This window comes from Nocardiopsis algeriensis, from assembly GCF_014203695.1.
Classification (GTDB): domain Bacteria; phylum Actinomycetota; class Actinomycetes; order Streptosporangiales; family Streptosporangiaceae; genus Nocardiopsis; species Nocardiopsis algeriensis.
In genome coordinates, this window is the sequence record NZ_JACHJO010000005.1 from 334,501 (window position 1) to 348,014 (window position 13,514).

The 13,514-nt window shown below is 72.9% G+C and carries 11 protein-coding genes; 4 read left to right on the forward strand and 7 right to left on the reverse strand.

From position 1 onward, the window contains the following. Positions 1–97 precede the first annotated feature (97 nt). On the reverse strand, positions 98–742 hold the full coding sequence (locus tag FHS13_RS10255) for a cyclase family protein (RefSeq protein ID WP_184290830.1): 645 nt from the start codon (positions 740–742) through the stop codon (positions 98–100). A gap of 267 nt (positions 743–1,009) precedes the next feature. On the opposite strand from FHS13_RS10255, the gene FHS13_RS10260 reads away from it, so the two are divergent. The 3 genes from FHS13_RS10260 to FHS13_RS10270 all read left to right on the forward strand — a co-directional run bounded on the left by FHS13_RS10260 (position 1,010) and on the right by FHS13_RS10270 (position 6,587). Continuing rightward, entirely contained in the window at positions 1,010–1,705 is a 696-nt protein-coding gene (locus FHS13_RS10260) for a 1-acyl-sn-glycerol-3-phosphate acyltransferase (RefSeq protein WP_184291015.1), read from the forward strand. Between the two features lie 297 nt (positions 1,706–2,002). Then, positions 2,003–3,349, forward strand: coding sequence for an FAD-dependent oxidoreductase (locus FHS13_RS10265; protein ID WP_184291017.1), 1,347 nt, complete (start codon positions 2,003–2,005; stop codon positions 3,347–3,349). A gap of 382 nt (positions 3,350–3,731) precedes the next feature. Further along, a complete protein-coding gene (locus tag FHS13_RS10270; RefSeq protein WP_184290832.1) occupies positions 3,732–6,587 on the forward strand; it encodes a penicillin-binding transpeptidase domain-containing protein in 2,856 nt (951 codons plus the stop codon). 52 nt (positions 6,588–6,639) lie between these two features. Here FHS13_RS10270 and FHS13_RS10275 read toward each other — a convergent pair whose 3' ends face one another. The 6 genes from FHS13_RS10275 to FHS13_RS10300 all read right to left on the reverse strand — a co-directional run bounded on the left by FHS13_RS10275 (position 6,640) and on the right by FHS13_RS10300 (position 12,002). Beyond that, positions 6,640–6,945, reverse strand: a complete 306-nt coding sequence (locus FHS13_RS10275; RefSeq protein ID WP_184290834.1) for a DUF3040 domain-containing protein — start codon at positions 6,943–6,945, stop codon at positions 6,640–6,642. Positions 6,946–7,080: 135 nt separating this feature from the next. Beyond that, positions 7,081–8,127 (reverse strand): ABC transporter ATP-binding protein, encoded by a 1,047-nt coding sequence (locus tag FHS13_RS10280; RefSeq protein ID WP_184290836.1) that lies wholly within the window; start codon positions 8,125–8,127, stop codon positions 7,081–7,083. Then, positions 8,124–8,957, reverse strand: a complete 834-nt coding sequence (locus tag FHS13_RS10285; RefSeq protein WP_184290838.1) for an ABC transporter permease — start codon at positions 8,955–8,957, stop codon at positions 8,124–8,126. Before FHS13_RS10285 ends, FHS13_RS10280 begins: the two co-directional genes overlap by 4 nt. Continuing rightward, on the reverse strand, positions 8,954–9,739 hold the full coding sequence (modA, locus tag FHS13_RS10290) for a molybdate ABC transporter substrate-binding protein (protein ID WP_184290841.1): 786 nt from the start codon (positions 9,737–9,739) through the stop codon (positions 8,954–8,956). Before modA ends, FHS13_RS10285 begins: the two co-directional genes overlap by 4 nt. Further along, a complete protein-coding gene (locus FHS13_RS10295) occupies positions 9,732–10,133 on the reverse strand; it encodes a TOBE domain-containing protein (protein ID WP_184290843.1) in 402 nt (133 codons plus the stop codon). The genes modA and FHS13_RS10295 overlap by 8 nt, the downstream gene beginning before the upstream one ends. Positions 10,134–10,415: 282 nt before the next feature. Further along, positions 10,416–12,002 carry a glycoside hydrolase family 10-like protein gene (locus FHS13_RS10300; protein WP_184290845.1) on the reverse strand — a complete coding sequence of 529 codons (1,587 nt, stop codon included), beginning with the start codon at positions 12,000–12,002 and terminating at the stop codon, positions 10,416–10,418. Between the two features lie 226 nt (positions 12,003–12,228). Here FHS13_RS10300 and FHS13_RS10305 point away from each other — a divergent pair, with 226 nt between their 5' ends. Continuing rightward, positions 12,229–13,512 carry an isochorismate synthase gene (locus FHS13_RS10305; protein ID WP_184290847.1) on the forward strand — a complete coding sequence of 428 codons (1,284 nt, stop codon included), beginning with the start codon at positions 12,229–12,231 and terminating at the stop codon, positions 13,510–13,512. Positions 13,513–13,514: the final 2 nt, after the last annotated feature.

Below are 13,514 nucleotides of genomic sequence, written 5' to 3' on the forward strand. Positions count from 1 at the left end.
CTTCCGTTCCTCCCGCCGGCCGGCGGGAGTCCGCCCGGCCCCGCTACCCGGCATCCCCTTCGGCCTGCCGGGCGGGACCGCTGCGGCCGGCAGCGCGTCAGTCGGCGACCGCGAAGGCCCGCACGGGGAAAGCGGACATGCCGCGGACCTTGGCGGGAACGGCATGGAAGGTGAAACCGTCGGCGGGCACCTGGTCGAGCAGGCACAGGTGCGACACGACCGGGATGCCGGCCGCCAGCAGGGCGGCCAGTGCGGGCCGGGCCCCCTCGGTGGCAGGGGAGGTGTCGTCCACGCCCACGGAGTCGATGCCGACCAGGACCGCGCCCGACTCCACGAGGACCTTGGCGGCGGCCTCGGTCAGGTGGGGGTGGTCGAAACCTCCGTAGGAGTCGGTGCGCCAGTGGCGGTCCCAGCCCGTGCGCACCAGCACCGCGCGGCCGCGCAGGTCCAGGCCGGAGAAGGCCTCGGGGCCGATCTGGCGGGTCCCGGTGGCGTCGACGACGGTTCCGGGCAGGGCCGCCACCCGCTCCAGGTCCAGGTCGGCGAGGTCGGCCCCGTCCCGGTAGCGGTGTGCGGGCATCTCCACGTAGGTCCCCGTGGTCCCGGCCATGGTGACGCGGCCACCGCTGTGGCCGGCCGTACCGGGCGCCGACGTGCTCTCCTCGACACTCGGTTCGGGCAGGCCCGGGAAGGTGGTCATCCCGTCGGTGATCTGGTGGCTGACGTCGACCAGTTTCGGCATGGCTGTTTCCTCGCTTCACGAGCGCGTCCGGGGCGGACCCCTGACCTGCGCCAGAGGTCTAGACCATCACCCTAGCGCGTGTGGCCCACGCCACGGCAGTGGTTCGAGGACACCGTTCCCGTGTTTCGGCCTCCCGACCCGGGCCCTCCGGCCCTGTGCGGCCGACCTGCCCCGGAGCCCGATATGGTCTTAGGGAGCGCGACGGGAGACCCGTGGGTCTCCTGGTTCCGCGCGCCCACCCGCCCCATCCCGGAGAAGGTCCCCATGGTGTCACTGTACGGAGCGGCCAAGGCCGTCGTCGCGCCCGCGACCCGCATGGTGTGGCCCGTGAGGACGGAGGGCTCCCACCACGTGCCCCGCAGCGGCCCGGTGATCCTGGCCGCCAACCACCTGGCGCTCATCGACCCGCTGTTCATCGGCGTGGCCTGTCCGCGCCCCGTGCGCTTCATCGCCAAGCAGGAGCTCTTCGACGAGGGCACCCTGCCCAAGCGGGCCTTCGCCCGGCTCCTGCGCGCGCTGGGGCAGCTGTCGGTGGACCGGCGCCCCGGCCAGAGCGCGCAGGCGGCGATGGACAACAGCCTGGCGGTGCTCAACGGCGGCGAGGTCTTCGGCATCTTCCCCGAGGGCACGCGCTCGCCCGACGGGCGCCTGTACCGGGGACAGACCGGACTGGCGTGGCTGGCTCTGACCACCGGCGCCCCCGTGGTACCGGTCGCACTGGCCGGAACCGAGCGCATCCTGCCGCCCGGGCGCAAGATCCCGTCGCTCAACCGGGTGGGCGTGCGCTTCGGCGAACAGGTGGACCTGTCCCCCTGGGCGGGGCAGGCGCACAGGGCCCGGCCGCGCAGGGAGGCCACGGACGCGATCATGGACGCCATCGCCAAGCTCTCGGGGCAGGAGCAGGTGGCCAGGTTCGCCGCGTCCGTCAAGGCGGAACTGGAACAGGGCGGGCCGCGGAGGTGACTTTCCCCACAGCAGACCCGGGGCTGATCGGGACCTGACCGAACGTTGGTCCTTCAGCGGGGGCCCTTCGGCCCTGTGCGCGCGCCCTTCGCCCCCCCTCACCTGGGGCCCGGCACCTCCAGGCGCCCCGCGCCTCCGGGTGCGGCACGCGTTCCCCGGCTCCTCGGGCGGAATTCCCCACCAGTAGGGTAGGGATTCCGGCTTCGGCGCCGGGTATATTAGGCAAGCCTTACCTTTTCAATGGCGTCCGACTCTGGCGCGAAGACTTGGAGCTGTGCGATGACGCGACCACTGCGAGTGGGAATCGTGGGTGCGGGGCCTGCGGGCATCTATGCCGCCGACCTGCTCACCAAGGACGAGACCCTGTCCGCGTGCGGCACGTCCGTCAGCATCGACATCCTCGACAAGCTGCCCTCCCCCTACGGCCTGGTCCGCTACGGCGTCGCCCCGGACCACCCGCGGATCAAGCAGATCCAAGGGGCCCTGCACAAGATCCTGGACAAGCCCCAGATCACCTTCTACGGCAACGTCGAGTACGGCGTGGACCTCAAGCTGGAGGACCTGCGCCGCCACTACGACGCGGTCATCTTCTCCACCGGCAGCGACCGCGACCGCCCCTTGGACATCCCCGGCATCGACCTGCCCGGAAGCCACGGCGCCGCCGACTTCGTCTTCTGGTACGACTCCCACCCCGACGTCTCCCCGTCCTGGCACGTCGACGGCACCAGCGTCGCCGTGATCGGCGCGGGCAACGTCGCCGTCGACGTGGCCCGCATCCTGGCCAAGAACGCCGACGACCTGCTCGAGACCGACATCACCGACAACGTGCACGAGGGGCTGCGCGCCAAGCGGATCACCGACGTGCACGTCTTCGCCCGGCGCGGCATCGCCCAGTGCAAGGCCACCCCGATGGAGCTGCGCGAGCTCGACAAGCAGCCCGGGGTCGAGGTCGTGGTCTACCCCGAGGACTTCGACATGGACGAGGGCAGCCTCCAGGCCTGCGAGGAGTCCAACCAGGTCAAGACCAACGTCAAGATCCTGCAGAACTGGGCGATACGCGACCCGCGCGGCGACGACATCCGTCTGCACCTGCACTTCCTGCACAGCCCCGTCGCCGTCCTGGGCGAGGACAGGGTCACGGGCTTCCGCACCGAGCGCATGGAGCTCACCGGCGACGGCAACGTCCGCGGCACCGGCGAGTACGTCGACCACGAGGTGCAGGCCGTCTACCGCGCCATCGGCTACCTGGGCTCACCCCTGGCCGACCTGCCCTTCGACGAGGAGCGCGGCGTCGTCCCCAACGAGGGCGGCCGTGTCCTGGACCTGGACGAGAAGCCGATCGACGGCGTGTACGCGACCGGTTGGATCAAGCGCGGCCCGGTCGGCCTGATCGGCCACACCAAGGGCGATGCCCTGGAGACGGTGGGCAACCTGGTGGCCGACCGCGCGTCGTTCACCCCCGCCACCGAGCCCGACCCGGGCGCGTTCCGCGCTCTGCTGGAGGAGCGCGGAGTGCGCTACACCACGTGGGAGGGCTGGCAGCGGATCGAGGCCCGCGAGGAGGAGCTGGGGGCCGAGCGCGGCCGCAAGCGCCTCAAGCTGCTCACCCGCGAGGAGATGACCAAGGTCGCGCGCCAGGAGTAGTCCGCGCGCGCACTCCCGGCCGGTCCCGCGCCCCTCTGCGGGGCCGGCCTCTGCGTGTTCCCCCTCAGACCGGGTTTCCCACCGTGAGATTGCACATGCCGACCATTCCCGTGATGCGGAACAACGGCTCGGGGGAATGGGTTAGAGTCACTGTTGGTCGGTGTGGTAGCAAGTGTCCCCCGGGCCTCAACTATTGCCTTCGCGGAATACCGCGCACGGCGCCCGCCCTCCGGGAGGTGACGATCGTGCGGCCAGGAGCCCCGTTGTGCCCCGCGCCGAGAGGCGACCGCCATGCCGGCCACTGACCTCATGCCCCGCTCCCACCAGGTGGGAGCGGGGCATCGTGGTGTTCCCAGGAGAAAACGACGAAGGACGGTCAGGCGTGGACGAACGGTCCCCCCGGCAACCGGATTCCTCCGGGCCGCCCGCAGAGCCGGGAGCGGCTCCCGGCTCGCGCCCCGAGAATCCCTACCGCATCCCCAGGCCCCCGAAAACCCCGGATCCCGCGCCCCCGGAAGTCCCGCGTGAGCCCGTCTCGCGCGGTCTCCCCGACAGCGGCGCCCCGACCGACGCCTGGAGCATCAGCACCTCGTCCTCCGCGGGCAGCGACTGGCCCGAGGGCACCGAAGCCCTCCCCGTCGTTCCTTCCGGTACCCCCGACAGGGCGGACCCCTTCCCCGCGTCCGACGGCTGGAACCGCGTAGCCGGATCCGCGACCGACCCGCGCGACCCGTGGGCGGCTCCTGCCGACACCGGATCGGCCGATCCGGGCACCGAGGAGATCCCCGCGGTCGGCGGCCTCGCCGCGGACGCGGACGACGTCTCGCCCGCCGCGGAGGAGCCTTCCTTCCCGACGCCGGACACCCATGACCTCTGGACCGCGGGCAGCCACCGCAAGGACGACCGCGACCGGTGGGACACCGGTGGTCCGAGGGCCGAGCACCGGGACGCGGACGAGACCTGGGGAGCCCCTGCGGCCTCCCACCGGTGGGACGAGCCGCACACGGACCAGGAGCCCTGGGCCTCCGGCGACACCCGCAGCAGTGGGGACCCGCTCGACCCCGCACAGACACCCTGGCACACCACCGCGAACACAGGCGGCGCCCACCGGCACCAGGAGAACCCTCCCACCCCGGACACCGACGACATCCGCGGCCACCGGGACGCGGACGCTCCGCAGGCGCCCTGGGGGGACGAGTCTCCCGACACCGGCCACGCGGCCTGGAGCGGCCCTGCCGGCGAAGGCCCCCGCGAGGAGCGGGATCCCTGGCAGAGCCGACGCCCCCACCCCGGCGTTCCCGGTGACGGACCGGCCCACGGCGGTCCGCAGGAGCACGGCGCGGCACCCGACCCGTGGGAGGCCGCCCATGACGGAGGCGAGGCCCCTGCGGGCTGGCACGACGTGCCTCCCCCGTCGGAGGCGGGAGGCTTCCCCGACGGGGGCGGTTCCCGCGGCGACGAGGAGTGGGACGACCGCCCGGGCGGGGAGGCGGGGCCGCACACCGACGGCTTCGCCTACCTCTACGACGGCGGACCCGGCGGTCCGGAGGGACCGGAGAGGCCGCAGAACCCGTCCGGGCGCAAGTCGCGGCGCGGCCTGCTCATCGGTCTCACCGCCGCCGCGGTGGCGCTCCTGCTGATCGGCGGCGGCGTCTCCTGGTACGTGCTCACCATGCCCGAACCCGAAGAGGTCACCGCCGAGTACGAGGCGGCATGGGAGGCGCAGGACTACGAGCGCCTCGCCGCCGTCACCATCGGCGGTGACGCCGCCGGCGTGCTCGGGCAGATCGCTTCCGGGCTCGGTGTGGAGGCGGTCGACGTGGAGATCGGCGCGCCCGTCACCGAGGGCAGCACCGGTACCGCCTCCTACGAGGTCACCGTGTCCCTGACCAACGCCGGCGACTGGGGTTGGGAGGGCGAGCTGCCACTGGTGCGCGAGGACGGCGAGTGGTGGGTGCGGTTCTCCCCCGAGGTCGCCTACCCCGAGCTGGCCGAGGGACAGGTGCTCGCCCGCACCGCGGTGTGGGGCGAGCGCGGCCAGATCCTGGCCGCGGACGGCACCCGGCTGGACACCTCCGGCATCTCGGGCTCCCTGCAGATGATCGTGGGCGAGACGGGCGAGGCCTCCGAGGAGGACGTCGAGCGGCTCGGCCCCGCCTACCAGGTGGGCGACACCGTCGGTGTGAGCGGCCTGCAGCGCACCTACGAGGCGCAGCTGGCCGGCGAGGCGGCCACCACCATCGTCAAGGTGGACGCCGCCCAGGCCGAGGACCCCGCGTCGCTGGAGGCCACCGAGGAGAACACGGTGGCCAGCCTGGACGGATCCGACGGCCAGGACGTGGTCACCAGCATCGACATGGCGGTCCAGAACGCCGCCTCCGCCGCCATCCTGAGGTCGGACGACCCGGCGGGCATGGTCGCGATCCGGCCCTCCACCGGTGAGGTCCTGGCAGCGGTCAACGTCCCCGGCGGATTCAACCGCGCCTTCGAGGGGCAGTACCCCCCCGGTTCGGTGTTCAAGGTCATCAGCTACAGCGCACTGCTGGACAACGGAATGACCATGGACACCCCCATGGAGTGCCCCGAGGAGTACGACCTGGGCGGCTGGCCCTTCACCAACGCCGGAGGCGCCGAGTACGGTGCCCAGTCGGTCACCGAGGCATTCGCGACCTCGTGCAACACCGCCCTGGTCCAGGAGGTCGGCAACCGTCTGAACTCCGATGCCCTGGTGGCCAGTGCCGAGCAGTTCGGGATGAACGCCCCGCTGAGCATCGGCGTGCCGACCTTCGAGCCGTCCTTCCCCGCGATGGACAGCAGCACCATGCTGGGCGCCCAGAGCATCGGCCAGGGCCAGGTGCTCACCTCACCGCTGCACATGGCGACGGTTCCGGCGGCGGTCGCCGACGGTTCCTGGCGCCACCCGGTGCTGGTGACCGAACCGGCGGCGGAGGGACTTCCCGAGCCGCGCCCGATCGCTCACGCCGACGCACTGCGCACGATGATGCGCGCGGTGATCACCGAGGGCACCGCCAAGGACGTGCCCTTCGAGGGCGAGGTCCACGGCAAGACGGGCACCGCCGAGTACGGCACGCCCGAGGGTGAGGACGAGGAGCTGCCCACCCACGCCTGGATGGTCGGTTTCAAGGGCGACGTGGCGTTCGCCGTGGTGGTGGACGGCGGTGGCGGGGGCTCCGCCGTGGCCGGTCCGATCGCCGCCGCGTTCACCAACGCGCTGTGACGTGACACCCTGCGGCGGGCGGTCCCTCTGGGCCCGCCCGCCGCTGTCGTCCCTACCCGGCGGGTTGGGCCTCGGGCAGAACCGCGTCCCCGGGCGTCCCTGTGGCCTCCGACGTCTCCGCGGGTGTGCGCGGCGCAGTCTGCGGCGCGCTCGGGGTGAGGACGAAGAGAAGAACGAGCAGCCCGGCTGTGACCGCGGCGATGAGCCCGCACGCCACCCACGGTTTCCAGCTTCCCAGTCCCAGGTCGGACGGGGCGTCGGAGAGGGACGCCAGCCGTCCGGCGAGCTCTGGCTCCTCCTCACTGAGCTGCCTCTCGATCTCTGCGAGGATCCTGCGTTCGTGCTCTCTCAGGGACATGGCACCCCTCCTTCAGCCGCGGGGGGAAGGACTGTCGTCACCGGGTGCTAACAGTCTCCCCCCTGCACGGCCCGGTTACCCGGCCGTCCCCAGGTTTTCCCTGCCCGTTTTCTCCCCTTCGGTATCATCCGCTCCTCAGGCCGGGTAGCAGTCCGCCTCGGCGGCCTTGACGCTCGCCCACACCGCCTCCCCCGGGGACAGGCCGAGTTCGGCCAGGGCGGCGGGGCTGATGTCGGCGGCCAGCGGGGGCTGCCCGGACAGATGGACCCGCACCTGGTCCCCGAACCGCTCCACGCTGTCCACGCGGAGCCGCCACACGTTGCGGGGGCTGCCCTGCGGCCGCTCCCGGTGCAGGGCGACCGCACGCGGGGGAAAGGCGACCAGGACCGTGCCGCGGTGGGCCTCGTGGACCCGCACCCGTCCTCCGTCCGCCAGGCGGACCTCCGTACCTTCGGCGGTGCCCCGGAAGAGGTTGAGCCCCACCAGCCGGGCCGCGTACGGGGTGCGGGGCCGCCGCGCCACCTTGGCGGGGGTGCCCTGCTGGACGATACGGCCGCCCTCGACCACGGCGATGCGGTCGGCCAGGACCATGGCGTCCAGCGGATCGTGGGTGACCAGCACGGTCGCCCCGTCGAACTCCTCCAGCCGGCGGCGCAGCCCCGCGCGCACGTCGACGCGGGTGCCCGCGTCCAGCGCCGCCATGGGCTCGTCGAGCAGCAGCAGGCGGGGGCGCGCCGCCAGGGCCCTGGCCAGCGCCACGCGCTGGGCCTGGCCCCCGGAGAGCTGCCGCGGGCGGGCGCGGGCGTGTTCGGCCAGGCCCATGCCGTCGAGCAGCTCGGCCGCGCGGGCGCGGGCCTCGGCCTTGGACAGGCCCCGGCAGCGGGGGCCGAAGGCGACGTTGTCCAGGGCACTCATGTGCGGGAACAGCAGGTAGTCCTGGAAGACGACTCCGATGGGGCGCCGCTCCACGGGAGTGGTGGTCTCGTCGCGCCCGTCCACACGCACGTGCCCCCCGCTGAGGGGTTCCAGGCCGGCCAGGGCGCGCAGTGCGGTCGACTTCCCGGCGCCGTTGGGGCCCAGCAGGGCCAGCACCTGGCCGGAACCGACTCTCAGGTCCGCGTCGAGCTCGAAGTCGCCCCGCCGCACACACAGCCGCGCGTCGAGCACCGCTTCCCCCGTCATCGGACGAACGCCCACTTCTCGCGGAGGGCGGCCAGGACCGCCAGGGACACGCCGAGCAGGAGCAGGCTGAGCACGAGCGCGGCCTCCGGGTCGCTCTGCATGGCCGTGTAGACGGCCAGCGGCATGGTCCGGGTGGTGCCCGGAAAGTTTCCGGCGAAGGTGACGGTGGCACCGAACTCGCCCAGGGCCCGCGCCCAGCACAGGACGGCGCCCGCACCGACGCCGGGGAGCACCGCGGGAAGGGTGACGCGGGCGAAGACCGTGGCCCTGCCCGCGCCGAGGGTGGCGGCAGCCTCCTCGTAGCGGCGGTCCGCGGCGCGCAGGGCGCCCTCGACGCCGACCACCAGGAACGGCATGGCCACGAACGTCTGCGCCAGGACCACCGCCGCGGGTGTGAAGGGGATGCCGATGCCGAACCAGGCGTGCAGGTACTGTCCCAGGAGGCCGTTGCGGCCCAGCACGAACAGCAGCGCCACCCCGCCGACCACCGGAGGGACGACCAGGGGCACGGTGACCAGCGCGCGCACGATCCGTCTGCCGGGGAACTCGGTGCGGGCCAGCAGCCACGCCAGCGGCACCCCCAGCAGCAGGGACAGGACCGTGGCGGCGGTGGCGGTCCACAGGGACAGCCACAGGGCCGACAGGACCTCGGGCTCGGTGACGCGCCGGGCCATGTCGGGCCAGGGCGCCCGTACCAGGAGCCCCGCCAGGGGCAGGACCAGGAAGGCCGCTCCGGCGAAGGCGGGCAGGAGCAGGATCCAGGGGGCGCGGCCCGGGCGCACCCGCAGGCCCCTGTCCCGGTGCCGCGCCCCGGCGGCGCGGCCCCTCACGGGACCTCGAATCCGGCGGCGGCGAGGACCTCGGCCCCGCTGCCGGAACGCACCAGGTCCACCCAGGCAGCGGCGAGCGCGGGCTCATCCGCGGTGGACACGACCGCGACGGGGTAGTCGTTGACCGCCTCGGCCGCCTGGGCGAACTCGATGCCGATGGCCCGCTCCCCCGCCGCGACGACGTCGGTGGCGTAGACCAGGCCGGCGTCGACCTCGCCCAGCTCCACCTTGGTCAGGACCGCGCGTACGTCCTCCTCGTAGGTGTCGGGGACGATGTCGAGCCCGGCGGCCCGGGTCGCCGCCGCGGTGGCGGCACCGCAGGGCACCTCCTCGGCGCACAGGGCTACCAGGGTGTCCTCGTCGGCCAGGTCGGCCAGTTCCCCGACCTCGGCCGGGTTGTCGGGGGGCACGGCGATCCGCAGCGTGTTGGCGGCGAAGACGACTCCGTTCTCGCCGTGTTCGGCGGCCCAGTCGGTGTCCAGGCCCTCCCCCGCGACGACCTGCGCCATGGTCGCGGTGTCGGCGGCGGCGAACACGTCGGCGGGTGCGCCCGTGTTGATCTGGGCGGCCAGCTCGCTGCTGCCCGCGAAGTTGAGGACGACCTCGGTGCCCGGGTTCTGTTCCTCGAACTTCCCGGCAAGCTCCGTGAAGACGTCGGTGAGGGAGGCCGCGGCGAACACGGTGAGACGCCGTCCGTCCTCGGCACCGCAAGAGGTGGCCGACAGGAGGAGGGCGGCCGCGGCGACCAGGGCGTGGGCCCGCACGGCGCTCCGCTCACGCATGGCGCCCTCCCCCGGTCTCCACGACCACGTTGGTGGACTTGACGACGGCCGTGGCGACGCTGCCCACCTCCAGGCCGAGTTCGTCGGCGGCCTCGCGGCTCATGAGGGAGAGCACCCGGTGCGGTCCGGCCTGGATCTCGACACGGGCCATGACCCGGTCGCGGACGACCTCGGTGACCAGGCCGCGGAAGCGGTTGCGCGCCGAGGAGGTCCTCCGTGCGGGATCCTCCCCGGCCCCGGCCCGCATGAAGGCGGCCAGATCCGCCCCGTCGATGCTCCTGCGCCCGGCGGCGTCGCGGTCGGCCGCCAGGCGCCCGGAGTCGACCCAGCGCCGGACGGTGTCGGCGCTGACGCCCAGCAGGTCCGCGGCCTCGCTGATGTGGAAGATCGCCATACCGGAACCTTAGCTCGCAGACGCGCGCCTTCCAGGGTCGATCGACCCGCATCCGCGAGGTTTCTTTGAATTCTTCTCCGCATAAGCGAGAGCAGGAAGCAGTGGTGACAGGTGCAGGGGCCGGCACCCCGCGGGGGCGACCTTTGAGGGTGGTGGTGGGTGACGGGCACAGAGGCCGGCACCCCGCGGGGGCGACCTTTGAGGGTGGTGGTGGGTGACGGGCACAGAGGTCGGCGCCCCCGCGGGGGCGACCTTTGAGGGTGGTGGTGGGTGACGGGCGGGCTAGGCGTGAATATCGGCCACCTCGCCCACCGGCCCCTCGACGCGGTAGTCGTCCAGAGCGGTGACCGCGTACCCTGCGGTGTCCTCCCCCACCGCGGTGTCGGTCAGGGACGTCTGTCCCGTGACGCCCACCAGGTTCTCCTGGGTGAGCGCGGCGCACCGGGCCGAGGCATCGCCGCCGGCCGCCTCCAGGGTCTGGGCGGGCAGCCGGTAGACGGCGTAGAAGCGGGCGCCCTCGGTCTCCTCCCAGGAGACCTCCACCCGGTCGTCGCGTGCCTGGGCGGTCACGCCCGCAACGGCGGCGGTGCCGGGCTCCCGGTCCTCCCCGCCGGTGCTCCGCGGCAGGGCCGGGGTGTCGTAGTGGGTCCGGCGCAGGTGGTCGACCACGTCCTGCTCCTGGCGCAGGTTCTTGACGGAGAAGTAGATGTCGCCGTCGACCTCCTCCAGCTCACCGGAGTAGTCGAGCTGGGTGCTCAGCGCGTCCTCGCCGGTCCATCCGTCCTCGCCCAGCCGATAGGCGCCCTGGCCGATGTACAGTTCCACGTCCGTGCCCTCGACCTCGCCGGCCCACCAGTCGGCCAGCTTCTCGTAGTCGGCGGTGGCGAAGCCGCGCTCCCAGTACAGCTGGGGGGCGACGTAGTCGATGCTCCCCTCCTGGATCCAGGTGCGGGTGTCGGCGTACTGGGCGTCGTAGGACTGGAGGCCCGAGGTGGGCGAGCCGGTGGGGTCGGTGGCGTCGTTGCGCCAAATGCCGAACGGGGAGACGCCGAAGCTCACCCAGGGCTTGGTCTCCTGTATCTGCCCGTGCACGTCGCGCATCAGCTGGTTGACGTTCTCGCGCCGCCAGTCGTCGCGGTCGTCGAAGCCGTCGCCGTGGGCCTTCCAGGAGGCGTCGTCGTCGAACTCCTCCCCGTCCTTGGGGTAGGGGTAGAAGAAGTCGTCGAAGTGCACGCCGTCGATGTCGTAGCGCTCGACCACGTCCGTGATCACCCGGGTGACCCATGCCCGGACCTCGGGGTTTCCCGGGTCGACGTAGGCCTCGTCGCCGTAGTCGACCAGCCAGTCGGGGTTCTCGCGCACGGGGTGGTCCTCCGCGAGGTTCTCCACATCGGGGTCCTGGAAGCCGACCCGGTAGGGGTTGAACCAGGCGTGCAGCTCCAGGCCGCGCTCGTGGGCCCGGGCCACCGCGTACTCCAGCGGGTCGTAGCCGGGGTCGCCGCCCTGCTCGCCGGTGAGGTAGCGGGCCCACGGCTCCAGGTCGGAGTCGTACACCGCGTCGGCGGTGGGACGCACGTGCAGGAACACCGCGTTGAGCCTCGCCGCGACCGCGTCGTCGAGGTAGGCGTCGAGCTCGTCCTTCTGCTCCTGGGCGCTCAGCCCGGGTGTGGAGGGCCAGTCGATGTTGCGGACGGTGGTGAGCCACGCTCCGCGCATCTGCTGCCCGCCGTCGTCGGCGCAGCGGACCGCACTCGCCTCTCCGCCCTCCGGGGTCCCCGCCGCGGAGCAGCCCGCGAGCAGGGCGGCGGAAGCCGCCGCCGCGACCGCCCGGCGCACCGTCCCCGTCGCGGTACGTGCCACTGGACCCATGGGCGTCTCCTCCTGCGGTGATCGCGCGTGCCCTCCCCCAGGACACACCGCGAACCACATTAGACGACGATGTCAATTTTCGGACACGATTGCGCCAACCTGTGGACAAGGTCGCGTTCGCCCCGTCCGCCACGTCTCCGCGACTCGGCAAGGTGCTGCTCCCCACCGTCCCGATCCGCCAGGAAACGGACATGGCAGCGTCAAGCCAGGCCTACACTCGTGTGACGTGAACGCCGTCCTGCCTCCTCCCCAGCTCTTCGTCCGGACCGTCGCGCTGCGCACGCACTCCGGAAGCCTGGTACGCCGCCTGCCCGCAGGCGCCCCGCTGGCCTGGCTGACCGGGGACGACGGGATCGTGGGCTGGGGGCAGGCCGCGCGCCTGGACCTGTCCGGAGAACCTCCGGGTACCGAGCCCACCGACACCACTCGCTTCACCGCGGCGGCCCGCTGGGTCGACGGTCTCGTGGAGAAGGCCGACGTGGCCGACGAGGTGGGCCTGCCCGGCACCGGGCTGGTCGCCTTCGGGACCTTCACCTTCGCACCCGACTCCAGCGGCTCGTCCGTGGTGGTACCGCGTGTGCTGCTCGGCCGCCGCGGAGACCGCACCTGGCTGACCACCGTCTCCGACGCATCCGGTGTCCACCCCGAGGAACTGCTCCACCCCGTGCCGCCTCTGCGCCCGGTCGGCCCGCTGTCGTGGCTGCCGGGCTCCCTGAGCGGCCCGGAATGGAAGGACGTCGTCGCCGGCACCGTGGCGCACATCCGCGCGGGGCATCTGGAGAAGGCGGTGCTGGCCCGCGACACCGTCGCCGACGCCGGTTCCCCCATCGACGTGCGCACGCTGCTGGAGAGGCTGCGCATGCGCTTCCCCAGCTGCTTCACCTTCTCGGTCGCCGGCATGGTCGGCGCCACCCCGGAGCTGCTGCTGCGCCGCGAGGGTGACGAGTTCACCTCGCTGGTGCTGGCGGGGACCCGTCCCCGGGGCGCCACTCCTGAGGAGGACCGCCGCCTGGGCGAGGAGCTCATGTCCTCGGCCAAGGACGTGGAGGAGCACGGCCTGGCGGTCGACTCGCTGCGTGCCTCGATGGAGCCCTTCGCCGACGAGCTCTCCGTCCCTGCCTGGCCGCACCTGCTCCGCCTGGCCAACGTCCAGCACCTGGCCACCCGCGCGCATGCCCGCCTCGCCCCCGGGGTGTCCACCCTGGAGGTGCTCGCGGCCCTGCACCCCACGGCCGCGGTGGGGGGCACGCCCACTCCCGAGGCCATGCGCCTGATCGCCGAGGTGGAGGGGATGGACCGCGGGGGCTACGCGGGTCCCGTCGGCTGGATGGACGGTGCGGGCAACGCCGAGTGGGGCATCGCCCTGCGCAGCGCCTTCGTCGACGGCGCCCGCGCCCGGCTGTTCGCGGGGTGCGGCATCGTCGCCGGTTCGGACCCCGAGTCCGAGCTCGCCGAGACCGAGTCCAAGTTCCGCGCGATGCGCGGGGCCCTCACCGACGACGGCGCCTGACC

Excerpts from the sequence above, each read along its gene's own strand:
- FHS13_RS10255 (WP_184290830.1), bottom strand. The coding sequence starts at position 742 with ATGCCGAAACTGGTCGACGTCAGCCACCAGATCACCGACGGGATGACC.
- FHS13_RS10275 (WP_184290834.1), bottom strand. The coding sequence starts at position 6,945 with ATGTCCCTGAGAGAGCACGAACGCAGGATCCTCGCAGAGATCGAGAGG.
- FHS13_RS10280 (WP_184290836.1), bottom strand. The coding sequence starts at position 8,127 with ATGACGGGGGAAGCGGTGCTCGACGCGCGGCTGTGTGTGCGGCGGGGC.
- modA (WP_184290841.1), bottom strand. The coding sequence starts at position 9,739 with ATGCGTGAGCGGAGCGCCGTGCGGGCCCACGCCCTGGTCGCCGCGGCC.
- FHS13_RS10295 (WP_184290843.1), bottom strand. The coding sequence starts at position 10,133 with ATGGCGATCTTCCACATCAGCGAGGCCGCGGACCTGCTGGGCGTCAGC.
- FHS13_RS10300 (WP_184290845.1), bottom strand. The coding sequence starts at position 12,002 with ATGGGTCCAGTGGCACGTACCGCGACGGGGACGGTGCGCCGGGCGGTC.